This is a genomic window from Thalassotalea sp. 273M-4 (genome assembly GCF_041410465.1).
GTDB classification, from domain to species: domain Bacteria; phylum Pseudomonadota; class Gammaproteobacteria; order Enterobacterales; family Alteromonadaceae; genus Thalassotalea_A; species Thalassotalea_A aquiviva.
In genome coordinates, this window is the sequence record NZ_CP166961.1 from 1,211,122 (window position 1) to 1,236,552 (window position 25,431).

At 40.5% G+C, this 25,431-nt stretch carries 14 protein-coding genes; 12 read left to right on the plus strand and 2 right to left on the minus strand.

Annotation, left to right across the window (positions count from 1 at the left end; translation table 11 throughout):
- Positions 1-13: 13 nt before the first annotated feature.
- The 10 genes from ACAY00_RS05460 (at position 14) to ACAY00_RS05505 (ending at position 19,250) form a co-directional block, all read left to right on the plus strand.
- On the plus strand, positions 14-688 hold the full coding sequence (locus tag ACAY00_RS05460) for a TIGR00153 family protein (RefSeq protein ID WP_371378340.1): 675 nt from the start codon (positions 14-16) through the stop codon (positions 686-688).
- Between the two features lie 13 nt (positions 689-701).
- Positions 702-1,967 (plus strand): inorganic phosphate transporter, encoded by a 1,266-nt coding sequence (locus ACAY00_RS05465; RefSeq protein WP_371378342.1) that lies wholly within the window; start codon positions 702-704, stop codon positions 1,965-1,967.
- 247 nt (positions 1,968-2,214) lie between these two features.
- Entirely contained in the window at positions 2,215-3,624 is a 1,410-nt protein-coding gene (gene cysN / locus ACAY00_RS05470) for a sulfate adenylyltransferase subunit CysN (RefSeq protein WP_371378345.1), read from the plus strand.
- 155 nt (positions 3,625-3,779) lie between these two features.
- Complete coding sequence (locus ACAY00_RS05475; RefSeq protein ID WP_371378348.1) at positions 3,780-5,510, plus strand: SLC13 family permease; 1,731 nt, start codon at positions 3,780-3,782, stop codon at positions 5,508-5,510.
- A gap of 980 nt (positions 5,511-6,490) precedes the next feature.
- Positions 6,491-9,595 (plus strand): hypothetical protein, encoded by a 3,105-nt coding sequence (locus ACAY00_RS05480; RefSeq protein WP_371378350.1) that lies wholly within the window; start codon positions 6,491-6,493, stop codon positions 9,593-9,595.
- A 40-nt stretch (positions 9,596-9,635) separates the two neighbouring features.
- Positions 9,636-10,115, plus strand: coding sequence for a hypothetical protein (locus tag ACAY00_RS05485; RefSeq protein WP_371378353.1), 480 nt, complete (start codon positions 9,636-9,638; stop codon positions 10,113-10,115).
- A gap of 96 nt (positions 10,116-10,211) precedes the next feature.
- On the plus strand, positions 10,212-11,576 hold the full coding sequence (locus tag ACAY00_RS05490; protein ID WP_371378356.1) for a hypothetical protein: 1,365 nt from the start codon (positions 10,212-10,214) through the stop codon (positions 11,574-11,576).
- Positions 11,577-11,620: 44 nt separating this feature from the next.
- Positions 11,621-12,769, plus strand: a complete 1,149-nt coding sequence (locus ACAY00_RS05495) for a hypothetical protein (RefSeq protein WP_371378358.1) — start codon at positions 11,621-11,623, stop codon at positions 12,767-12,769.
- A gap of 29 nt (positions 12,770-12,798) precedes the next feature.
- Positions 12,799-18,741 carry an OmpA family protein gene (locus tag ACAY00_RS05500; RefSeq protein WP_371378362.1) on the plus strand — a complete coding sequence of 1,981 codons (5,943 nt, stop codon included), beginning with the start codon at positions 12,799-12,801 and terminating at the stop codon, positions 18,739-18,741.
- Between the two features lie 65 nt (positions 18,742-18,806).
- On the plus strand, positions 18,807-19,250 hold the full coding sequence (locus ACAY00_RS05505) for an Hpt domain-containing protein (protein WP_371378365.1): 444 nt from the start codon (positions 18,807-18,809) through the stop codon (positions 19,248-19,250).
- A 250-nt stretch (positions 19,251-19,500) separates the two neighbouring features.
- Here ACAY00_RS05505 and ACAY00_RS05510 read toward each other — a convergent pair whose 3' ends face one another.
- Both ACAY00_RS05510 and ACAY00_RS05515 read right to left on the minus strand, forming a co-directional pair.
- Positions 19,501-20,232, minus strand: coding sequence for a response regulator transcription factor (locus ACAY00_RS05510; protein ID WP_371378368.1), 732 nt, complete (start codon positions 20,230-20,232; stop codon positions 19,501-19,503).
- Between the two features lie 74 nt (positions 20,233-20,306).
- Positions 20,307-22,757: an ATP-binding protein gene (locus tag ACAY00_RS05515; protein ID WP_371378371.1), complete on the minus strand. Its 2,451-nt coding sequence runs from the start codon at positions 22,755-22,757 to the stop codon at positions 20,307-20,309.
- Between the two features lie 375 nt (positions 22,758-23,132).
- Between ACAY00_RS05515 and ACAY00_RS05520 the strand changes: the two genes are divergently transcribed.
- Complete coding sequence (locus tag ACAY00_RS05520; RefSeq protein WP_371378374.1) at positions 23,133-24,623, plus strand: diguanylate cyclase domain-containing protein; 1,491 nt, start codon at positions 23,133-23,135, stop codon at positions 24,621-24,623.
- Between the two features lie 268 nt (positions 24,624-24,891).
- The gene (rfaH, locus tag ACAY00_RS05525) at positions 24,892-25,413 is read left to right on the plus strand and encodes a transcription/translation regulatory transformer protein RfaH (RefSeq protein ID WP_371378377.1); all 522 of its coding nucleotides are present in this window, start codon (positions 24,892-24,894) and stop codon (positions 25,411-25,413) included.
- Positions 25,414-25,431: the final 18 nt, after the last annotated feature.

A 25,431-nucleotide genomic window follows, 5' to 3' on the forward strand; every position in this document is an offset into this window, starting at 1 on the left:
TAGGACATAAATTATGAGTGGAAATACTATCTTAGGTGTATTTGCAAAATCACCTTTAAAACCGATAGAAAGACATATTAGAAAAGTGCACGAATGTGCTGCCTTGCTACCATCTTTTTTTGATGCAGCAAATTCGGGTAACTGGGAAAAGGCCAACGAAATTCGCACCCAAATCTCTTCGCTTGAAAAAGAAGCCGATAAGATGAAACGCGAAATCCGTATGGAATTACCTGGTGGCATTTTTATGCCAGTTCAGCGCACCGACCTTCTTGATATGCTTCGTCAGCAAGATCAGATTGCCAATAAAGCAAAAGACATTGCTGGACGTATGATCGGACGCCAGATTGGCATTCCAGAAGAGTTACTTACAAAATTTGATGCTTATTTAAGTCGTTGTATTGATGCAACCAAACAAGCGGCGAAGGCAATCAATGAATTAGATGATTTATTAGAAACTGGCTTTGGCAATCGCGAAGTTGCCCACGTTGATAAAATGATCGTTAAATTAGCGTCCATTGAAGATGACACAGACAATATGCAAATTGAACTGCGTCAAGCCTTAATGGCGATTGAAGACAAGTTAAGTCCCATTGATGCAATTTTCTTATACCAGATTATTGAATGGGTAGGCGACCTTGCCGACACTGCAGAGCGCGTCGGTGCTCGCTTAGAAATGATGTTAACTTAATTAGGAATTCTCAATGGAAATTCTAGCTAATTACGGAACCATGTTGGTTCTATTTGCTGCCGCCGTAGGTTTTATTATGGCATGGGGTATTGGTGCGAACGATGTTGCTAACGCAATGGGCACCTCGGTAGGCTCTAAAGCCCTAACCATTAAACAAGCGATTATTATCGCGATGATTTTTGAATTTGCTGGCGCTTACCTTGCTGGTGGTGAAGTAACTTCGACCATTCGTAAAGGCATTATTGATGCAAGCTATTTTGTTGATATTCCAGAGCAACTAGCTTTTGGTATGATTGCCGCTCTACTTGCTGCTGGTACTTGGTTGCTAATCGCTTCTTACATGGGCTGGCCAGTATCAACCACTCACTCAATCGTTGGTGCCATCATTGGTTTCTCAGCCGTTGGTGTTGGCGTTGAAACCGTTGCCTGGGGCAAAGTAGGTGGTATTGTTGGTTCGTGGATTATAACCCCATTAATTGCGGGGGTGTTCTCTTTCATTATTTTCAACAGTGCCCAAAAATTAATTTTTGACACCGATAAGCCACTTGAACAAGCTCGTCGTTGGGTACCAATGTACATGTTCTTAGCCGGCTTTGTATTGTCTTTAGTGACCATTAAAAAAGGTCTAAAACACATTGGTTTAGACTTAGGCACCGCAGAAGGTTTTGCCTGGGCTATTGGTGTTGCATTGATAGTAGCTTTAGTGGGTAAGTTTTTCATTGGCCGCATTAAGTTTAAAGAATCAAAGAACATGAACGAAGACTACGTGAACGTAGAAAAAGTGTTTGCGATTTTGATGATCATTACGGCATGTTGTATGGCTTTCGCACACGGTTCAAACGATGTTGCTAATGCCATTGGCCCATTAGCCGCGGTGGTCAGCATCGTTGAAAATAATGGTGAAATTGCTTCTAAAGCAGCGCTAGCTTGGTGGATCCTTCCTCTTGGTGGTGTCGGTATAGTGTGTGGTTTGGCTTTATTTGGTCATCGCGTAATTGCGACCATTGGTAAAGGTATTACCCACTTAACACCTAGCCGTGGTTTTGCCGCAGAATTAGCCGCTGCATGTACTGTCGTTGTTGCATCTGGTACTGGTTTACCTATTTCGACCACTCAAACTCTTGTGGGGGCGGTTTTAGGTGTCGGTATGGCTCGTGGTATTGCTGCCATTAACCTTACTGTGGTACGTAACATAGTGGTTTCATGGGTTGTTACCCTACCAGTGGGTGCATTATTATCGATAATGTTCTTCTGGACCATTAAAGGTGCACTAAGCTAATCGCTTATAAAAATCACTTAGAGTAAATTTTAAGTAATTTTTAAACTTAGTAAATAATTGAAAAGGCTGGCATATTATGTCAGCCTTTGTTGTTTTTAGGGATAAAAACAGTGGATATTTTGGCTAAAGTTGGCAGAACGGTATATCCTAAAAAACGGGCTAAGATGAAAGTTTTTCGTCTTTTATCTCACAACAGTAATGGGTTTCTTGCTTACAGTTAAAATAATAAATGATAAACGGAATCACGATGACAAACGAACAAGTACTACTGGAAAATGACATTGAAGGCTACCTAAAACAACATGAAAATAAAGACATGTTGAGGTTTTTAACCTGTGGCAATGTCGATGATGGCAAGTCTACTTTGATCGGTCGACTATTGCATGACTCAAAATTAATTTTTGAAGATCATTTAGATGCGATTAAAAACGATTCCAAAAAGTTTAACACTACAGATGCCGAATTTGATCTCGCGTTGTTGGTCGATGGCTTACAATCAGAGCGCGAGCAGGGCATTACCATCGATGTGGCCTATCGTTATTTTGCTACCGAAAAACGTAAATTTATTATCGCCGACTGCCCCGGACACGAACAATATACCCGCAATATGGCGACAGGGGCTTCAAATTGTGACTTGGCCATTGTGATCATTGATGCGCGTTATGGGGTGCAAACCCAAACCAAGCGACACAGTTATATTGCTTCTTTACTGGGCATTAAACACATCATTGTTGCGGTCAATAAAATGGATTTAATTGGTTACGATCAAGATGAATATCGAAAAATTAAAAATGACTATAAACAGTTCGCTGAGCAAATAAAATTAAAAGATGTGCGCTTTGTGCCTATTTCAGCGCTTAACGGCGATAATGTGGTAAACCATTCAACCCATATGGACTGGTATCCCGGTGCGACGTTAATGGCTTTGCTCGATACGGTTAAAATATCAGATGACAAAAACCTCGATGACTTTCGTTTACCAGTGCAATATGTGACGCGACCAAATCTCGATTTTAGAGGCTTTTGTGGCACCATAGCCGCTGGGGTTATTAATGTTGGTGATGTGATCACTGCCTTACCTTCGGGTAAATCTTCAACCGTAAAGTCTATTGTAACCGCGGACGGTGAACTCATATCGGCTTTTAATGGCCAAGCAATAACTCTGACGCTAACCGATGAAATAGATATTTCTCGAGGTGATGTGATTGTTAAGTCAAACAAACTGTCTACGGTTAGCAAGCAGTTTGAAGCCAATATTGTTTGGATGAGTGACGCTGCATTACAACCTGGCAAAGAATACGAACTCAAGCTCGCAAGCAAAAATACTTATGGCAAAATAGAAAAAATCAATTACCGAGTTGATGTTAACACCCTAGAACACCACCAAGAAGATGAAATGAAGCTTAATGAAATTGCCAATTGTGTGGTGACGACAACATCTGCGGTGGTCATTGATAAATACGAGCAAGTGAAAGGCACTGGGTCATTTGTTATTATCGATCGATTAACTAACATTACCGTAGGGGCAGGGATGATTTCGAAAACCTTGGTGGATGACATTGAGCAAAGCGAAACCCGCGAATACTCAATTACCGAGAAAGAGCTCAATGCGTTTATTCGAAAACAATTTCCTGAGTGGGGCTGCAAAGCCATCTAGGGTTTTAAATAGCCAAGAAAAGTCGGCATAGCCCGGCTTTTTTTATCTTTGAAATATTATAAGGCAATCGTTATTTCTATATCTTTATTTTATAACCGTATGATGTTATAGGTATTTATAGTTTTAACAGGTGCACTTCAGAAAGGTTTCTATAAATGTTCAGTTTTGACCAAAGCGCCATGATTGTTATTTTTATCGCAACCTTACTCGGATTGGTTAAATACCAAAATGCGCCTGAAAAAGTGTTTGGTTTTGCGACCATTGCTTGCTTGTCGATGGGGTATGTTAGTGTTAACGAGCTCTTGATTAATGCCATCAACCCAGGCCTTGTTACGTTAATTATTTTGATCAGTTGCTCCTTTGCGTTTGAACGCACCAGCTTTTTACGGGTACTTGCATCCGGATTAATTAACCGTTCCATTGTTGCCTCATACATAAAAACTTTACTGTCTACTGCATTGGCATCGGCCATTTTAAATAATACGGCGGTTGTTGCGACCCTTATATCCCCGATTAAAAACAATAAATTTATCAATCCAGGTCGCTTGTTATTACCCTTATCTTATGCGGCTATTTTAGGGGGAACCTTGACCCTTGTTGGCACATCAACAAATTTAATCATCAATTCAATGTTAATAGAGCAAGGCTCAGAGGGTTTTAACTTTTTTGATTTTACCCTTATAGGCCTATGCGCAATGTCGGTCTGTTTTGTGGTGTTGTTTTTAAGGCTTAGGACTTTACCCAAGACACATTTAGGTCAAAAAGCCGATAAGCATTATTTTGTGGAGGCAGAGGTTGTTGCTGATTCAAAACTTATCGGGCGTTCAATCGAAGAAAATGGTCTTCGAAGTATGGATTCTTTATTTTTAATTGAGATCATTCGACATGGGCACTTGATATCGCCCGTTACCCCAGAAGAATACATTCAACAAGGTGACGTCCTTATTTTTACGGGGGATATTTCTAAAGTTTTTATGCTACAACAATTTGACGGTTTGCAACTGTACGCTGAAAAAGACGGCTTGTTACGAGATGATTTAACCGAGGTCTTGATTAAACCTGGATCTGCGATTATTGGTTTAACGCTTAAGCGAGCAGGTTTTCGGGCAAGATTTGATGCTGCTGTTGTGGCGATTCGTCGCGAAGGGTCAACGTTATCCGGTAAAATTGGTGACGTGATCATTCAATCGGGTGATTTCTTCGTGTTAGCTGCGGGTAAAGATTTTCCCACTCGCACCAATTTAAGTAAGAACTTTTTTATTTTAACCGGCCTTGAACCTGAAAATATGTTGTCGGGATGGCGAGATAAATTCACCTTATTTGGCTTTTTAGGCGCCATTTCGACGTCGGTGTTGCTGTCTATTCCACTATTAAATTGCCTGATTTTTTATTTAGCTGCACTCTTTGCCTTTAAATGCTTGTCGATTAATGAAATAAAACGTCGATTCCCGCTTGAAATATGGATTATTGTGGTCAGTGCCTTAACCCTCGCAACGGCATTAGAAAATACGCAAACATCCACCTTAATCGCCGACTTTGTACACCAATTTTTGGCTGGAAAATCGGTCTTTGCGGCCTTTGTTGCCGTCTTTGTCATAACACTGGTAATGACCGAAGTCATCACGAACAACGCGGCAGCCGCGTTGATTTTCCCTATCGCCTATAATATGGCGCTTGGCTTTGAGGTCAGTCCTTTGCCTTTTGTGATGGCGGTTGCATTCGGTGCCAGTGGCAGTTTTATGAGCCCTTATGGTTATCAAACCAATGTGATGGTATATAGCGCCGGTAATTATAAATTACTCGACTTTGTAAAATTTGGAGCGCCCATTTCATTAACTTATGCCATCGTTGTCCTATATGTGATCCCTATTGTTTTCCCTTTTTAGAGTGATAATACACCCTAAATTACGTTCAGCTTTCGCCAATCGTTGTAGTCGCTACGTCATATCTTAATGGTCGATATGTCGCCCCCTCACCTAATCAACATTGCTGCGATTAAGGCAATCAAGAACAGTATCTGCAGTGACATATTGTTCAAATCTATGAATGATTTTGAGATTTGTTAACAAGCTTTATCACGTTAATGATTATTGTTTAGTCATCGATCACCGATAAAGCCATGCCTTAGAGAATCAAAGTCTATTGTTCTAATCGACTAGGTAAACTTTTTTATCCATAAAATTATCACAATAGGTGAAATTTTAGCGTGACACTCAGACAATAAATGCTAAAATCTTTGAAAAGTTACCTTTGTAACTAAATTGTTGTTAAATATGCTTTAATTTTAAATTAATCCATATCACTTAGGTCTTCGTATGAATGCCGGTATCTAACGTTTGCAATGATGAAATCGTTGGTACAGATGTTAGTAAAAAATAATAACCTTATGATATGACCAGTATTCTCTGAATAAACATCATAAAGTAGGTGCTTTGAACCGAAACACTACGATGAAAGATAAAAGTGAATGTTTGTTAAATCTTTTCATTGGCTGAAATATTTTTATTTACCCACCGTTTTATGGGCTAAACCGCTAATATATATTGATTTATGAAATAATTCGGTTGCAAAATCGTGACATCCTTGTAACTTCTGTTATTCTTAAAATTGTAACTGTTTTATCTCTGGTAAGTTTCTGGAGTTACGATGGTGATACTTATCTAAGGTTAATAGCAGCGCATAAACAAAATAACAAGACGCTCGAGAATTTAGAAATTTGTTGTTGAATTTTATAATTTGTAGTTTAAATCAGCTCACTAAAATTTTTTTTCAATGTTTGCCCATTGTTAAGAAATTTTTTGTCGTACCTAAATTTCTTTTATTATTACTGTGCATAAACTTTGCCTCTTATGCTAAAGACGTTAAATTGCGTGATGACTTAGGCTGGGCAGGGCATGGTGACTTTTTAGGTGCGGCTTACTCTTATAAAATCGATAATACCCAATGTCCTATAAACGGCAGTTCCGAACTCGTATTAGAAGGTTTTCCCGCAGGTGCAAGGGTCGCTAAAGCTCATATTATTTGGGCATGGTCTAATTTGCTTCCTTTGGACGATCCTGAAAATCAGGCCAGTTTTAATGTGACATTAAATGGTACGTCGATATCAGCACCTACAGACAGGCAGTATGAATTTACATTTGATAATGGTGGTCAATTAAATAGGTTTTACTCCGCAGGTGCAGAAGTAACCAGTATTGTCGATTCTGTGATACGTTCAGGTCAGAACAGATTTAAATTTGATGGTATAACCGATACCAATTTAGGAGAGCAATGTGCCCAGCTTGCGATAAAAGGCTGGAATCTTATCGTTTATTATGAAGTGAGCGAGGCCGATAAAGCCACAGAGCTTTTTCGAACAATAAATTTATTTGAAGGGTTTGATTCGTTCCGCTATGAGAGTTTAACGCTGATACCCAAAAACTTTCGAATACCAGTATCAGAGGATGGCGATCTAATCATTCCTGATGGCGTTCATGTTGGTAAACATGCTCACATCACTTGGGAAGGCGATGCCGATATATCTGATGCACAAGAGAATCTTGAATTTGGCGGGCAACCTTTAACCAATACTTATAACCTCATAAACGAACAATATAATTCAACGTTTTCTGACGATGTCGTTGGTGTTTCTCAAACAGGTTTATATGGTTTAGATTTTGACATCTATGATATTACTAAGACAGTCAAAGACTCTCATGATCCTATGTTTGCAATACCTGACATAGAAACAGAGGTGACTACCCTCTACTCAGCCGGTCAAGACTTGGTGATTTTAAGCGCCGAGGTCTTAAGTATTATGAATGTGGATGTGACCGACCTTGAGGTTAATCAAGGTAATTACCTCAGCGAACAATTGATCCGAGGTAATACTGCAAATTTAAGAATACTCGTTGATAATCATGGTCCCTTCGCCACCTCTGGCAGTTTAACCACTACGGTCACTTTACCTGCTGATTTATCTTTATTTGGCGCAACCTCGTTTAATTCCAATGGCTGGAGTTGTGTCAGTGTATCGGCATCGAACGATGTTTTAGACTGTACTAAAAATGTGAGTTTACTCGATGGTCAGCAAGATTACTTTGATATAGCGGTGAGTGTGTCATTAAGCGCAAACCCCACGTTTACCGTTCAAGTGAGCATCCCTGGTGTTGTTGATAACCCTTACCCAATTGCTGATGGTAACTTTGATAACGTCACCAGTAACAATAGTAAAGAATTTACTTATTCGGTATTTATTAGCGGCGCCGACTTAACGACATCGACAAAAACGGTTAACGACTTAAATAAAGGCGGGGTAGAAGCGGGGGATTTACTGGAATATACTGTCACCATTACCGAAAGCGCCAATGATGCAATCTATAATGTTTCCGTTAGTGATGTTTTGCCAAGTAATCTTGAACAACTGACCATTATCGAGTTACCAGCTGGCGCGATTGATAACTCTACCAGTACACAAGTCAATGTCAGTAATATCGATATTGCTGCCAGTGGGCAAGCGCTTATTCGTTATACCGCACGGGTCAGCTCGAGTGTACAACCAGCCGAAAACATTACCAACATTGCCACCATCACTAACCTTGATTTAGCCGATGTGATCGTAAGCTCTTCGGTAAGCGTGTATAACTCAACCCCCGCCAGCGGGGTAAAACAACTGTATTTGCGTCACCCAAGCGATGCGCCTGCCTCAGCACTATTACCAGGTGCTATTGGTCGTTTATCTCGCGAAGCAACGACAACCGATGCTGGCACCTTGTTTATTGATAAAAACGATGGTGGTGCCAAATGCTTAGATGGCGATTTATCCCAAGTCTATTGTTTGGTATTTACTCTTGACCCATTACTAGTAAGCGACTTACAAATCGATGAAGTAGACCTTGATGTTGTTATTACCGGCGCGGGTAAAGGCGATAACTATGGTTTTGCGCTTATTAATAATAATAATGATATCATCGCACAATACAACTTGGATGCGACAGAAGCTGATGTTAAGCTCAATGGTACAGCAATCGTTCGAAGTTATACCTTACAAGTAAATTCTGCAAATGCCTTGGTTCAAGCGGGTGATACCTTACGCTTGGTTATTCAAAATAACGGTAACAATAAAAAAGGTATTAATATCATCCCATTTAGTAATTCTGCACCAGGTGTGTTTTCGCAACTGCGCATTAACACCTCGACCGTTATTAATGTCGATAATATTGACACCTTAGATAGCAGCACAGTACTAACGAGCAATAATTTTGAACGCGGTAGTCAAATGCTAAGCAGGGTAATTGTAAGTGACCCGTTTGGCACCTTTGATATTGAAAACGTCAGCATTGTGATGACAGATGCCAACGATAACGAGGTGCTAAATATTGCCTCTGCCTCTGCTTTGACCGAAATCCCCGATGATGTGGTGTTAACAAGCGCGCAGCAACTATATGAGTTTACCTACGATATTCCCGCCGATGCAGCTTTAGGGGTATGGCAAATTTTTGTGCAAGCCGACGAAGGTAAAGAAGGGGTGATTTTAGACAATGACGTCTATGCCTTTAGTGTGTACGTACCGCCAGTGCTTGATGTCAGTAAATCGGTCGCTTTAGCTAGCGCCCCCACAACCCCAATTAGCAATGCAAAACTTGGTGATGTTTTGCAATACACCATTTTAATTGCCAATAATAGCTTAGGGGATGCGGTTAATATAATGCTTAATGAAAATATTAGCCCATACAGCGCGTTAAAATTTACCAGCACAAACCCCGTTGACGATAGTTTCAATTGTCTTGACTGCGTTGAAGCGGGTATTTCTTATAGCGAGCCGGTGTATTCAAACAGCCATGATAATAATTTTACTTATACCCCTGTTATTGTAGATAATGGCGCCGGTGAACCGATAGACCCTAATGTAACAAATATTAAAATTGATTTAACTGGCACATTAAAACCAGATAAATCAATTACCTTTACGTATCAAGTTGTTGTAAATTAGTTGTAAAATCGTCGAAAGTCGACTGTAATGGAGAATGAAAGTGGTAAAAGTATTTAAAACCTTAGTTATTAGTTTACTAATAGCCCCGGTGATTGCCTTTGCGGCGCCAAACGTAGAAATTAAACAAATTGTCGAAAAAGAGATCACAATGATAGTTGATGGCGTACAAGTAACAAAACGCGTGCCTGCTAGCGAAATAGAGCCGGGCGCCGTTTTGTTTTTTACTTTGTCTTATAAAAACTCGGGTGATCAAGTGGCAACTCAAGTGGCCATTGATTCGCCAATTCCAGAGGGAACCACCTATGTTTTAGGCAGTGCCTTAGGAGAAGGTGCTAAAGTTTTGGTCAAGCTAACCAATGAAACGGATTATCAAGAGGAAGCGTCTGCCAAGGTGAACTTTATCGATGGTGAAACGATCCCTGCACAAGCAAGTGATATTAGTGCATTACGCTGGATTGTTGCCGATATTCCACCGGCAAGTGACGGTAAAGTGAGTTTTCAAGTGGAGGTAAATCAATAAAACCTATGCAAAATTCAAGCAACAAAACCTAGCAAATTTGGCAGATGTAAAAAATATAACTAATATTAAAATTAAAAATAAATCTAAGGAAAAGGTATGAAAATTAAAACCTTACGTTCAAAGTTCGCAACACTAGCCTCAGTGTTTGTGTTCTCGGCGCTGGCAAACCAAGCGTATGCAAGCACCACCGCCAAGGCAACCATCTTTAACGAAGTGCAAGTCAGCTACCAAGCACCAGGCTCTTCAACTGATATTATTGCGCTGTCTTCCGTTCAAGTTACCGTGCAGCTTATTAAGGCATATCCATCGGTATCTGTACCTAGCTATGATCCTGCTAATCCGCAGTCTTCGACAACCGGCACAGTGGGTAGTATTTTTAAAGTGACCTCTAACGCTAATGGTGAAGACACTTACCCGATAGCTCTAACACCGGGTACCAATACAAACCTTGATGGTATAACCGTTGCTGCATATTTAACCGATGCAACACGAAACCCAACAGGCGATGCACTTACTGACGTTACCTTAGGTTCGGCGATTATAACGGGCGGTGGTGCAGGGTTTGTGACCGTGCCCTATGTAGCTAAAGATCCTAATGGTTATAATGGCCTTAAGTCAGGTGACTTTGTGACCATATCGGGTACTGAGTACCAGATAAATACCATTACAGACGGTGCTGCTGTTGCTCCATCAACGGTTACCGACACTGGCATTAGTAAAACTCCAGAGCAACAAGTTCAAATTTCTTTTGTCGGGCACGATACCACTAACTTTGGAAGTACTGGTCTGGACTATGAGGGTCTGGTACTTGGCGAAACACAGTACATTTATGTTCAATCGAGCGCTGTAAATGAGTCTCAAGGAGCGCAAGATATTACAAACGTATTTTCAGTTGGCGTTACCGCATCAACCGATCCAGATGCACCTGATACTTCAGGCTCGCAAGAAATCCATAATGATATTGTCACCTTTTATGGCATTAATTTAAATCTGACCAAATTGGTTCAAGTTGTAGCACCAGATGGAACTTTCAACCCAGCAACAACCGCTTATGTCGCAACGACCGATTCACCTACGGCATACCCTGGTGATACCCTACATTATTTAATTACCATGGATGCAGACGATACGAATGCGACTGCAAGTAAGGTGGTAATAACCGATGCATTGCCTTTGTATACCACATTGGTAAAAGATGCCAAAAGCATTACGGTTACCTACCAAAAATATGATCCAATTACTAGTCCTGCAGCAACCGTTGCCACTAACTTAGCTATTTTACCTGATGCGGGTGATAGCTTTGAAACCGAGGATACAGGCGCAAATATTAATATATTTGTAACGGTTGGTAGTGATGGTAATTTAACGGTTAATCTAGGTGAAGGGGCAACTGCAAGTGCAGGCGGTAAAGTCTCTGCTCAAGATACGGTTGCAATTACCTATTCGGTAATCGTGGAATAATCCTTACCAATTTTTTATATAGAATATCAACAAAAGGATAAGGTATGAGATTATTAAATAAGTTTTTATTCAACAAACTTGTTGTTATACCTATGATATTGCTATTGACGACGGTGTCCGCGCACGCGGGCACCGGTGCTCAGGCAACCATTCATTCAAGTGCAAAGTTAACCTATAACGGTGGTTCGGCCTATGATTCTGCGACTGTAAAGGTAAAGCTTGTTGCCGCACCCGTTGATATCCGTGTTGATGAGACAACGATTTCGGTTGACGCGGGTAACAATGCCCAATTTACCTTTACCTTTGCATCCAATGCTAATGGTAAAGAAGTGTATACATTATCCACAGACAGCATTGTAAACGAAGGCGTTGATGTACCAACGGTGAGTTTTGCCGGTGGTACCCAATTGACCCTTGGTGCCAGTATCACCAGTGCGCCCATGGATACCACTAACGTGCTAAAAATACCAGCAGGTACCGCGAATATGTTTGATGATAACGATATCATTCGTTTATCAGACGGAAACGCTAACTACCCAGGTACCTATCGCATTACATCTCGAGTTGAAGGAACGGTAGCTACTACCAACGCGAATGGTGATACCTTGCCAGAATCGCCAGCGTTAATTACCGTTGTACCAGTCAGCGGAGGCGCCCTTAACAATGTACCTGCGGGTGTGCAAATAGGCGAAGTGAAAGATGTGCAAGTAACCATTACTTCAGGTACGGTTAACGGTGGCGCTGCAACGCCAGAGCATGTGATTAACTTCTCGGTCACATCAAAAACCGATCCTGATTCGGTTGCAACTACCTCAAGCAATAACAACAACGAAGTCGTGGTTGTGGTATCGGTACCGTCAACTTTAGAGTTTGTAAAAGAGGTTAAATTAGCCTCTGCTGGCGATGAAACCTATGTGAGTTATTTAGAGGCAAACCCTTCTGAGGTGCTCACTTACCGTATTACCGTCAGCAATAATTCTGGTGCAACGGTTACTGGCGCTAACGTTACCGATGTGATCCCAAACTTCACCAAGTATGTTGATGACTCACTCAAGTTAAACGGCGCATCGTGGACCGGTGATTTGCCGTGGTCAACCAATGGCATGACGGTAAAAAGTACCAATGCGGTGAATGATGGCGATATTTTGGCAGGCGAAGTGGCCATTATTTCATACAACGTTGTTATTAATTAACGTTCGCTGAAATAAGCAAGGACTCGGCAGTGAAGTTGGTGCAGAGAGCATTGAGCAAGTACGCTCTTTATCATAAAAATATCTTGGGTGGTCACACTCAAGATATTTTTATGCGTTTTATTTGCACCACGTTTCGTGCTTTTACTTTGTTAATCCGTTGCCTGCTTGTTCTTTTGGTTGGCTTTTACGCCAACGCCAATGAAATGACTTTTGCCAAAGATGGTGAAACCAAATCGACGCAAGCAAGCCTGTCTTATCATTATAACGGTGAGATAAAAACACTTACCGACCAAGCCACTATCAAAATTTTATACACCCAAGTGGACAGCCCTACGCCCTCGGTTATTGAATTTTTGCAATTTGAACAAGGTGATAATGGGCAAGCCTATCAGCTTGAGTCGCTATTGTTTTCACAAACGGCCGAGCTTAATGCCGGCTTTGTTCCCGGGCAAAGTGAGGTTGCCTTTGGCAACGAAATATTAGGCCAGCAGCAGGTTTTATTTCCCACTACGGTAACTTTAGTCCCAACCAAAGCCTATACGATTGGCGAGCCGATATTTGTGAAAGTGCGTGATGTTGATCAAAACAAAAATGATCAGATCAGCGAGCACATTGTGATTAGTTTATCTGCATCTGGCAGTACCGATAAAGAAGTTATCGTGTTGGTTGAAACCAGCCCAAGTAGTGGTGAGTTTATTGGCTATATTCCATCCATAAGGTTTGTCGAGCAAATCGCCACGGACGGGGTATTGGCTTTAGCCTCTAACAGTGAAATTTCAGCGACTTATGTTGACCGATTTGACCAATCCGATGTGTCTGCAACCGCGGCTCTGGTCGACCCTTTTGGGCTGATTTTTAATAGCGATAACGGCGAGGGGGTTGATGGCGTAGAAATTACCTTAGTTAATGCCGATAGCAATGAGCCTGCCGAAGTATTTGCTAATGATGGCATTACCCCGTACCCATCAACGCTTATCTCGGGTTCTTTAGTAAAAGATGAAGCCGGCAACGAATACCAATTAGGGCAGGGCGAATACCATTTTCCTTTGATCAGACCCGGCAATTATCGCTTACAAATTACCCCACCAGAGGGCTATTTTGACAGCTTTAGTCGCCAAACAAACGAACAGTTAAGGCAATTATCCAATGGTACTGACTTGGTGTTAGTCAATGGTTCTCGTGGCGAAGTGTTTGAAATTGTCCCAGGGCCGGCGATTCAAATTGATGTGCCGATAGACCCCATTCCAAGTGAGCCATTTATTGTTAAGCGAGCCAATAAATCAAGTGCCGCGCTTGGTGATTTTATTCAGTACACCATAAGCGTTGAAAATCCGTCACTTTTACGCTCGACCGAGCCCGACTTTATCATAGACACCTTACCTGTCGGCTTTCGTTATGTTAAGGACAGCTTAACCATAGATGAGCAAGTATCGAGTGCTATCGATGTCTCTGCGGATGGTCAAATATTAAAAATTGCTTTGCCATCAATCGATGTTGAGTCGATTATTAACGTTAAATATGTTGCGCAAATAGGCCCAGGTACCCCATTAGGTGAGGCGGTTAATGTCGCCGAATTAGCGTCTTTAGGTGGCTCTGGTAATGTCGCTAAAGCTCAGGTCACCATCGTTGAAGATTTGTTTCAGTCAAAGTCTATTTTAATGGGGCGGGTGATTTGGGATAACTGTCAAGGCGATGTCGCGACAACAAACAGCAAAGGGGTTGAGAACGCTCGTATTTTTATTGAAGATGGTACCTTTGTTAACACCGACAGTAATGGCCTGTGGCATATTGAAGGGGTAAAACCTGGTAGCCATATTGTACAACTTGACTTAGAAAGCTTGCCTGAAAATTTAGAGGTGGTGCAATGTAAACATACCAGCCAACGGGCCGGTACGCCTTTTTCAGAATTTGTTGATGTTCAGGGCGGTACCATGTGGCGGGTAGATTTTCATTTACGTGAAAAACCCTCAGAAGTTGGACAAGTTCAACTTAATCATAAAATTCTTACCCGCTCTGAACGACTGGTTAATTTGAAAGTTCACTTTGAACACGACAAAGCCATCGTTTTGCCGCAATATTTTGCTGAAATAAGTCAACTCGCCGAGTATTTAAAAGCAAATCCAGACGCTCAAGTGACTATTGCTGGGCACACTTCCTCGGTGGGTGCTGAAAAATATAATTTTAAACTGTCTTTTGAGCGCGCCGATGCGATTAAAACGGTTTTGATTAAGCGTTTTAATATTGCGCCTGAACGCATTACCAGTAAAGGCTATGGTGAGTCTAAGCTGCTAAAATTAGGTGATAGCGAAGACGATCATCAAGTTAATAGACGCATAGAAGCGATTATTAACCACCTATCGGCGCCGAGTGTACCGCAAACCCTAAAAGTTGCTTTGGATGTGCAATTGGCGATGGCACCATCGTATCAACAAGCCTTAAAAGATATTGCGTTACACTATCAATTACCCGCCGGTTGGCAATTAAAACCCAACAGCTTATATATTGATAAGGTTCAAGCCGATTTTGACGACATCGCACTTGGTCTGCGTATTCCTTTAACGGCCAAAGAGCTGCAAGAGGTTCGCTTTGAGCTTATGCCATCAACGCAATTATCAACCAAGGTATCGTATAATGGCACGGCTATGGCTCAGGTGGTTTATCATAACCCACTGCCTTATGATGAGGTTATGAGCAATAAAACACCCCAAAATGCCATCCCGTTATTGGATTTATTAAATAGTCAGCCTCGCTTTAATGTGGCGCAAAGTGACAGTCCAAACATAAACCGTAAAGTTACCGAGCGGAGCGTGGAGAGTAAAGAACAAGGCGTTGCTATGGGGCTAGGCAGCGTTGAGCTTGAGGCCGACCAGACTCGAGACACCAGTGTTGCTGAGCAACTGGGTATTTTATCGTTAAAAGATGGTCAGTTTATTGCGCGCAGTACCACCGCGATTCGATTTCGCTTAGACTCTCGTTTAAAACCTAAATTATTTGTCGATGCAAAAGAAGTGTCAGCCGACAGACAAGCCTATAAATCGGCTAATCGTGAGACAGGCAAAACCACCTATAACTATATTGGCGTAGAGGTGGGGGAGCAAGGTGAGCACGAGGTGTTGTTGCAAGGTATTGGCCCTTTTGGCAATGCCCGCTATGAGCAGAAAATTACTGTTACTCGCACCGGTGAGGTGCAAAAACTCAGACTTGTGCAAGCTCAAGGTAATATTGCCGATGGTAAAACGCCGCTAAAAATTCAGCTGGCTTTATTAGATAATCAAGGCAATCATATTCCATCTGAAGTGAAGCTATCGATTGAAAACTCCAGTTTAAAACCTTTTCAAAACGAACATGAGCGTAATAACTTAGAGGCTGATGGTTCCCAACTGACGATGGCACCCGACGGTACGGTTTTATTTAACCCCGTGGCTAAAGCCGGTTTATACAGCGCCGATATTATTTATGACGATGAAGTTGCTGAGCACATTAAGTTTTATGTAAGTCCATATCTAAGAGACTGGATTTTGGTTGGTTTTGCGCAAGGCACCTTAGGTTATAATCATTTATCTGGTCATATGGAATCGTTAACGGCGAATGATTTTGACGATGACTTATACCAAGACGGTGAGATTAAGTTTTATGCAAAAGGGCGAGTCAGTGGTGATTGGTTATTAACCCTTGCTTATGACAGCAGCAAAAAAGTGCAAGAAGAAATTCTTAATCAAACCATCACGCCAGGTGCGTATTATACCTTGTATGGCGATGCTTCGATGCAAAGACACGATGCGGCCAGTCGAGAAAAACTGTATTTGCGTATTGAAAGAGACAAATATTTCGCATTATTTGGTGATTACAGTACGGGTTTAAATCATGGTGAATTGGTCAATTACAGTCGTTCTATGACCGGTTTTAAAAGCGAATATAATGGCGAGTTGTTCAATGTCAATATGTTTGCAGCCAATACCGAACTGGCTTTTGTTCGTGATGACATTCAAGGCCAAGGGATCAGTGGTTTATACTATTTAACCAACCGAGATCTAGTCGCCAATTCTGAAACCATTACCTTGCAGGTTCGCGATCGCTTTAGACCCGAAATTATTGTTGAAGAAACCCAACTTGCACGCTTTATTGACTACAGCATTGACTATGTCGACGGTAGTTTATTCTTTAAACGCCCAATAATGAGTGTTGATAGAAATAATAACCCGCAATACATCGTTGCCGAATATGAAACCAAAGGCGAGTTGGGTAAAAAAGACTTAGTCGCAGGTGGTCGCTTAGGGTTTGTTTTACCAAGCTTTACGGATGCTGAAGACGGTGAAATCGGTATCACGCATATTAGCGAAGGCGATTCTGGTCGAGATGGCACCTTAACCGGTGTTGACATAGAGTATAACTTTACCGAGGACGTTCGTTTAAAAGCTGAAGTTGCCCGCTCTGATACCAATTTTGAAGGTGAAAACAACCAAGGTGATGCCTATGTTGTTGAGTTAAATCATAAAGGTGAAATTATCGATGCGATGGCCTATGTGCGTGAGCAAGAAGGCGGCTTTGGCTTAGGCCAACAAAGTCAAAGCGAAGAGTCTATGCGCAAGGTGGGGACCGATCTTCGCTATCATCTGGGTGATGACTTGGAACTGGATATGACCTTGTACCAGCAAAAAGATTTAACGACCACAAGAAAGCGCGATGTTGCCGAGGCAAAAGTTGACTACAAAAGTGATAGAGATAACTATTTTGTCGGTGTTAGAACGGCTAAAGACAGTGGTGGTGCAGAATCTAAGGTTGATGAAAAGTCAGATCAATTTATTGTTGGTGCTCGTAAACAATTTCTCGATGGTGACTTAACCCTGTCTACCGATTTAGAAAAAACATTAGCAAACGACGATAATCAAGCGTATCCCACTCGTATCTCACTAGGTGCAGACTATGATATTACCTCGAGTATTACGTTTAATGCCGATCAAGAATTTTCTCGCTCAGATGATGGTAATGAGCAAACGACCTTACTGGGCTTAACAGCGAATCCTTGGGAAGGTATGTCGCTGGCGACCAATATGTCACAGGCGTTGACCGAAAATTCAGAGCGCGTGTTAGCCAATTACGGACTATTTCAAAATGTTGAGTTAAATTCAAATTGGCAAATTAGCTTTGGTTTTGACCGCGCAGAGTTACTTAGTGATAGCGATAAAGAAAAGCCTGAAAACGGCACGGATGAGGGTGATTTTAATCAATCTGAAGTCAATAGCGAAGACTTCTCGGCGCTATCAATGGGTGCAAATTATAATACCGAAGCATGGATGTGGGACAGCTTAATTGAATATCGTATGAGTGATAGCGATGATAAGTGGAATGTTATGTCATCGGCTTTGCATGACTTGTCAGATGGTATTGTGGTGGCCGCTAAGCTTGATATAAATAAAACAACATCAAACATTGAGCTTAACAAAACCTTAAAGAGTGGTATCAGCTTTGGTTATGCGTATCGACCTATCACCAGTCGATGGATTGTGCTTAATAAATTAGAGTTTAAATATAATGACGTGATTTCTCAGCTTAACGACAACAAGTCAAGACGTTATATTAATAATACCAACGCCAATTATGTGTTAGATGATGATACCCAGCTGTCTTTACAATACAGTTTTAAATACGTGCTAGAAAGCTTCGAAAGCGGAGATTACAGTGGCTTCACCGATTTAATGGGGGCCGAAGTTCGCCATAATGTGAATGCGTTTTTTGATGTAGGCTTACATGCCAATATTTTAAATTCGAGACAAGCAAATATGTTAAAGCTTAATTACGGCGTGTCGATAGGTTACAGCCCAGAAAAAAATATGTGGTTGAGTTTGGGCTATAACTTTAGTGGCTTTGATGACAAAGATTTCAGTCAAAGTGAATACACCGCTGAAGGGGTGTTTTTGAAATTTAGGATCAAAGCGGATCAAGAGAGCTTTAAATCAATTTTTGAAGAATAAAACCATAAATAAAACCGCTTGATACAATCAAGAAACATAGCGAGTAGATAACTAGGAGGTTATTGATGTACTATGAAAGTTACAATCAGTCATTAATCATTGGCTATAGCCCACATGCTAGCCATTCGAAGATTAATACACATTTAATGGACTATGAAAAAGAAGTGCTGGTTATGCAAGAAAAGTTAGAATTATTTTGGTCAATCTTTGAAGACGATAAAGAATCAGCGGTTGAAATATGTAGTATGTTTTGTAGCTATGTACCTGAACTATTTAATACCATCGATGAAGCGATAAGCCAACAAGATGTGGAAACGGTGAAAAAAACGGTTCACAGCTTAAAAGGTACGCTAGGGTATTTAGGTTTTGAAGCCGAAAATAAGCAAGTCGTAGAGCTAGAAGAGTCTTTAGAAGACTCACCTCTTGTCGATATATTACAGCCTTATCAAGAGCTTAAGTTGCACCTTGAATCAGTTGTGCAAATGTTATCGAATGAAGTTTTAGCCTAATACCAATCCCACTAAGTTTTGCTCACTCAGCAAAATATAAAGGTTTTTTAGGCAAGTTAATGATTGCAGGCAAGGGTTATTTCCTTGTCAAAATCAATACCATTTTTGCCATTAGTTTAGACTACCCGCTGAAACCCAAAAAGGCCCAATAGGGCCTTTTTTAATGCTAAAACTTTTAGAGGATGGTTACTTTAGTGAGCCATTAAAACGGTGCCTGGGTACGAGTCATCATAAGTCTGAGCTAGTACATCTAGGAGGCGCAAATTACTTCATTATCGATAAACTTTTGGCTTTGAAGTTTATACCCTTTAGAGCGAATGGTAATGATAACCTCTTTATTTAAACCCGCATTGACCAGCTTTTTCTTTATTCGCGAAATGCTGATGTCTATCCCTCTTGAAATGCCATCGTAATTAATGCCTTTTAACGACAAATAAATATGATCTCGACTGAGCAGGGCATCTTTATGAATTAATAAGAAATACAGTAATTCAAATTCATGGTTACTAAATTCAATTAATTGGTCATCGTATTTACAGTAGTGATGGCGCTTGTTAAATAAAAATTTACCTAAAACAATCTCACTCGGCTGATTATCTTTGTGGTCTTTCTCAAAGCCTAATAATCGTTCTACTCGTGCGTGAATAACTTCAAAGGGCCGAGTTTTAACAATGAAATCATCGGCGCCTAATTTAATCCCCTTAAGCTCACTTCCGGATGTTTCATCGGCGGTGAGAAAAATAACGGGGCCGTCATAATGGGTTTTTAATTCTTCGCAGACATCAAAACCTGAGACATGTGGTAAACCGATATCCAGTAATACACAGCTTGGTGAATGACGAATAACAAGCCGTTCAACGACGTCGCCCCGAAACGCTTGGTGGACTATATAGCCTTTACTTTCAAATTTCTTTTTTAAGGCTAGAGAGATAATTTTGTTGTCTTCGACAATCAAAATACTTTTTTCAACTTGTTCTTGCATGCTTTCCCTACAATAACGCCTGTGCGTCAGTTGCTTGCTGTAATATCTTATTAGTAGACCATGAGTGACCAGGTTTAAAGCACTGTTGAGACTTGCTCAGCTTTAATGGCTTGTACTAAAGCCTCTGGTTTAAATGGCTTATTTAAAAAATTTGTCATGCCAAGTTCTAGGCATGCTTTTTTTGTTGTTGGTTTAACATCGGCGGTTAAGCCAATGATTTTTATATGTTCCCATTCCTTTTGTAAGCGTATAAGTTTTGTCGCTTCATAGCCGTCCATTTCTGGCATGTGTAAGTCCATAAGAACGACATTATAACTTTTTTTCGATAACATTTGGATAACTTCAAAACCATTTTCGGCAATGTCGACGTTGCCATTTAATTTTTGAATCATCTTTTTCGCCACCAATTGATTTAATTTCACATCTTCCGCCAACAAAATTGACTCATCAGTTAAGTCCAAGTCCAGCCATGAACAGACTTTAGGTGATATGGTATTGTTGTCTTGTGGGGCAAAGTGTTTTATTTGAGCCAACACTTGTGATGGCAGAAGAGGTAATGCCATGCAACTAATATTATTAAATTTTTTATACTTGAGTTGATTGTTTGCTTGGTCAGCGACAAAAATACGATGATAATGTTGGCAAAGGGTGTTGGCCTCGGATGCTGACAGGGCATCAAAATCAGACGCAAGAATGAATAAGTACGAAGGCTGAATGGATTTGCTTTGTTGTGCCAAAAGAGCGCTAACAGTTTCAAATTTACAACCGGCTCGACTTAAAGTGGATGCCATATGATCTAAGGTGTGAGCCGTTGCTTGATTGGAATAGCCATCAAGGCGCCATAAATTAAAGTCAATATTGGCGGGAACGTGCAAGTTTTGGTAAATAAGCTCTTTAGAACATCTTACGGGTAATGACAGTGTACATTGGGTGCCGACATTTTTCTCGCTTTCAATAACAATATCGCCTCCCATATCGCAGGCAAGACGTTTACAAATGGCCAAACCTAAGCCGCTTCCACCGACCTTTTTTGTCGTCGAAGAATCCGCTTGATCAAATGGGTTAAAAATGTATTTTTGCTGCTCCGTTGAAATACCGCAACCACTGTCAATGACGGTAAACATTAAATAGGTTTGCGATTTTATGCTCTGTGCTTCAACCCGGATTTTTATCGAGCCTTGCTCGGTAAACTTAACGGCATTGGTTAAAATATTCAGTAAAATCTGACTTAACCTGTCGCCATCGGTATGAATATATTTCGGTACCGATGGGCTAATGTCACAATACAAATCAAGCTGTTTAACCGACGCTGATACAGAGGTTAAAGAAACAACTTTAGCCAGTATTTTCTCTATTTCAGTATCCTGATATTTGAACGTTAGTTTACCCGCTTCCATTTTTGACCAATCTAAAATGTCGTTGATAACCACCAATAAAGAGTCCGATGCAGTGATCAATTGCTCGACATAGTCTTTCTGGTTGGGATCTAAAGGGGTGGTTTTTAACAGCTCATGTAAACCCATAATCCCATTAAGAGGGGTTCTGATTTCGTGGCTCATATTGGCTAAAAAATCACTTTTGGCGCTGTTCGCAACTTCGGCTTTATCTTTTAACTGTGCCGACTCATCTACCTGCTTGTTTAAATGATTTATGTAATCATCGATACGATAAAACAGCGCTTTAAAGTTATTGGTTAAGCTTTTCATTTCCAAAATAGGGGTCTTAGCCGTGAGTTTATCTATTTGGGCTTTACTTAATTGATGATGAATGTAGGAGGTCACATTGCCATTGAGTTTCACTAAGGGGCGACCTATGAGCATGTAAACCGACAAACTGCCAAGAACCACAAAGCTAAAAACGAGAATATTGAGGATAAACAATATGTCTTCAAAGAGCACTAACAAGCGTTGAGCGGTGTTGTATTCTTCATCAAAGCGATGATTGATGTTTGTCAGAAATCCTTCTACGTAAGCGGTTACTTTTTGTTTTAATTGGTCATGCTGTTGGCTGTAGAGTTGGTTTATGGCATCAGACTTTTCGGTTTGACTGGTATTTGTTGACCCGATCAGGTTGATGGCTGGTTGGGTAAACTGACTCTGGCGATTAAGACTTAACATTGCATGCTGCAACATGACAATCTCATTAAATTTAAGGCTATATATTTGGTTCCAATCTTGCTGTGTTAACTTATGATCTTCTTTGGTAAAGGGCTTTGTCTTAATGAATTGGGTTGCGTTAAATTGCTCCAATTCACTTGCTTCATTGCCGGGTAAAATGGATAAAAGAGTCGATATATCTTGGCGAAACTCAGGGTCGAGGGTGATGGCATAATCTCGGGCTAATCTAGATAACGTATGTGAACTATTCTGAACTTTATCGGCGATTTTTGTAAACTGACTTCGTTTTAAGTGGAGTTCGGCTTTCTCTGTCACTTTTTCATTGTAAATCCAAGTTACCATCGAACTTGCAGCTAACAAACTTAACGTAACCACTAAATATAAGAAAAAATAGCTTTTTAGTTTCATTTTATCACTCAGTTTACATAGATTTTGTCATTATATGGTGTTAACCGATTTTATTGCGGGAAGTTTGTATCCATTTTGTAACCTGGTTAATCGCTGATTTTTAAGTAAATTCATGCATAAAAGGTGTTTTTTTCTACTTTATCAGAGGTTTTGGGTAAAAAATAGCAATCACTTACATAAATAAAGTCGATTTTCGCCCCCTAATGTTGAGCTTTTGTTGTTTACACAGGTTGTTGAAACCAAAACATCGCTTTATATTAGAACGGTTGTTCTCTTTTTTAAACGGATTTAATGGCTTGTGGGAGTTACTAAGATGATCAATGTCTGGCACAAAATAATGACAATATATTGCACTGTTTGTTTGGAAGTCACCGAATGCTAAAAAGTAAAAAGGCCGCTGCGGGCCTAGGATTGGTTCTTGTTGGTTTTATTGTGTTAAATGTAATGGCCATTGTTTATTATGATAATACCAGAAAATCTCTTCAAGACTTCTATCAACAAGGGTACATTATTCATACGACCGCGATGGAAGTTGATGCGGATGCATCCGCAATTAGAGAGCTTTTGCGGGCTCAGGCACAAGTACCGAAGGCGCTAGAGCGTTCAAAACAAAAAATTCATGCCATTGAGTCAAATATCGTTAAAAATCTTGACTTGATGTTTGAGCATTATCAAGGTCCGGCCCAAACGGTTGCTCAGGTTCGTCATGCCTTTTTAACTTGGTATCCGTTATACATTCCTGAAAATATCGCAGGTTCAGATGGAACAAATCAGCTATATCAAAACTGGCAATCACATAGTGAGGTGTTCAAGTCTGTTCGAGCGTTTCAGACTCAGTTACTCAATTTTTCGCTCTCGGCACAAAAGCATTCGAATCAACTGGCGCAGCAAATCGATAAAGGCAACTATATTGTCGCATCATTAGCGATAATGCTGTTTTTAGGCTTATGCTGTGGGATATTTTACCTGTTTTGGCTGATGGACATGTTAAGACGAGCAGAACGAAAATACAGCGATGTCGAGCAATTATTAGATCAAAATGTGATGATTGCCACTTTAGAACCTACAGGCAAAGTGTTACAGGCGAGTCATTCATTATGCCGTTATTTAGGTAAAACAGAAGACGAGGTACTGGGCCAGAATTTAACTTTTTTTGATAACTCAGATGAGTCTGAGGCGCATTACCAAAAGATCACCAATCACACTCAAATGGGGAAGGTATGGGAAGGGCAGTTAAAGCGTAAATCGCCTTTAGGTGAACACCAGTGGTTTTACTCTCGATTGTTGCCTAATTTTAGCGAAGATTATCAAATTAAGCACTATACCAACATCATCGTTGATACCACCAATAATCATATTGCTATGCTAGACCCGTTAACCGGGCTCGGTAACCGTCGTCGTTACGAGCATTCCATAGCCAAAGCATTACTAGATGCTGAAACATTACATAATCACATCACTCTAGCAATCATCGATATTGATTATTTTAAACCTTACAATGACTTTTATGGTCACCCCAGTGGTGATACGGCTTTGGTTCGAGTCGCTAAAATTATCTTTAATGCGGTTAAAGGCACTCGACATCGAGCTTTTCGTATTGGTGGTGAAGAGTTTGCTATTATCATTTACAATAGAGATCAGCTTGAAAGTCTGAAATTTTTGCAATTGCTGCGACAAACGATTCAAGATGCGCAGATACCGCACGAAAGAAGTAAGGTATCAAAATACCTTTCAGTTTCTATTGGAGCCAGTTACCGACCCGCTAGCGATACCAATATTTCTGAAGATGATTTATATCAACTTGCCGACAAAGCCCTCTATAAAGCAAAACAACAACGCAATGCTGTGTACATTTCGACCAATTGATCGTTAGGCGTTATATTTACAGTGTTTAATTAACACACTGTCATCATTTGCTTTTAATGTAATTTGTAAACAGGATTTCTCTAAATGGCTATAAAAACGCCAATTACGGCTATTTTACCTTTTAGATATAGCCAAACCCCAGCTATTTTATTAGTATCGGCGCTCGAAATTATTTTCAGGTGGTAAAATAGCATATACCAAAACTGGGTGCTTCTTTCATCAGCCAAAAATTAAGCAGATACAGTAGGGTTTAAAACAGGAGTCAATTTTGACAGACCAACGTAAAAGCCAGTGGTATGTACTCACGAGTAAGCCTCGAGAAGAGCAACGAGCTTATGATAATTTGCAAAATCAAGGCTACGAGGTGTTTCTTCCTAAAGTCTCTAAAATTAAAAAACGAAATGGCGCAAAAACAGTTGCCTTAGAGCCGTTATTTCCTAATTATTTGTTTATTCGCCTTGATAATCAAATCGATAATTTTAATGCAATTCGTTCCACCCGCGGGGTGGGCAATTTTGTTCGATTTGGAGTGTCCCCTGCGGTTATTGATCCTAGATTAATTGATCAAATTCGCTTAGACACCGATTCTGCAACTCAACCTAAGAGTTTAGAAGAACTCCATGCCTTTAAAAAAGGTGAAAAAGTTGAAATTACCGATGGTCCTTTTAAAGGGTTGGACGCAATATATCAAACAAAGGATGGTCTTGAGCGCAGTATTTTATTGATTAATTTACTCGGGCAGCCAAACGAAGTAGCCATAGATAATCAAATCGTCGAAAAGAAACTTTAACCGCGTTGACTCTTAACC

Excerpts from the sequence above, each read along its gene's own strand:
- ACAY00_RS05460 (WP_371378340.1), top strand. The coding sequence starts at position 14 with ATGAGTGGAAATACTATCTTAGGTGTATTTGCAAAATCACCTTTAAAA.
- ACAY00_RS05465 (WP_371378342.1), top strand. The coding sequence starts at position 702 with ATGGAAATTCTAGCTAATTACGGAACCATGTTGGTTCTATTTGCTGCC.
- cysN (WP_371378345.1), top strand. The coding sequence starts at position 2,215 with ATGACAAACGAACAAGTACTACTGGAAAATGACATTGAAGGCTACCTA.
- ACAY00_RS05475 (WP_371378348.1), top strand. The coding sequence starts at position 3,780 with ATGTTCAGTTTTGACCAAAGCGCCATGATTGTTATTTTTATCGCAACC.
- ACAY00_RS05490 (WP_371378356.1), top strand. The coding sequence starts at position 10,212 with ATGAAAATTAAAACCTTACGTTCAAAGTTCGCAACACTAGCCTCAGTG.
- ACAY00_RS05495 (WP_371378358.1), top strand. The coding sequence starts at position 11,621 with ATGAGATTATTAAATAAGTTTTTATTCAACAAACTTGTTGTTATACCT.
- ACAY00_RS05505 (WP_371378365.1), top strand. The coding sequence starts at position 18,807 with ATGTACTATGAAAGTTACAATCAGTCATTAATCATTGGCTATAGCCCA.
- ACAY00_RS05510 (WP_371378368.1), bottom strand. The coding sequence starts at position 20,232 with ATGCAAGAACAAGTTGAAAAAAGTATTTTGATTGTCGAAGACAACAAA.
- ACAY00_RS05515 (WP_371378371.1), bottom strand. The coding sequence starts at position 22,757 with ATGAAACTAAAAAGCTATTTTTTCTTATATTTAGTGGTTACGTTAAGT.
- ACAY00_RS05520 (WP_371378374.1), top strand. The coding sequence starts at position 23,133 with ATGCTAAAAAGTAAAAAGGCCGCTGCGGGCCTAGGATTGGTTCTTGTT.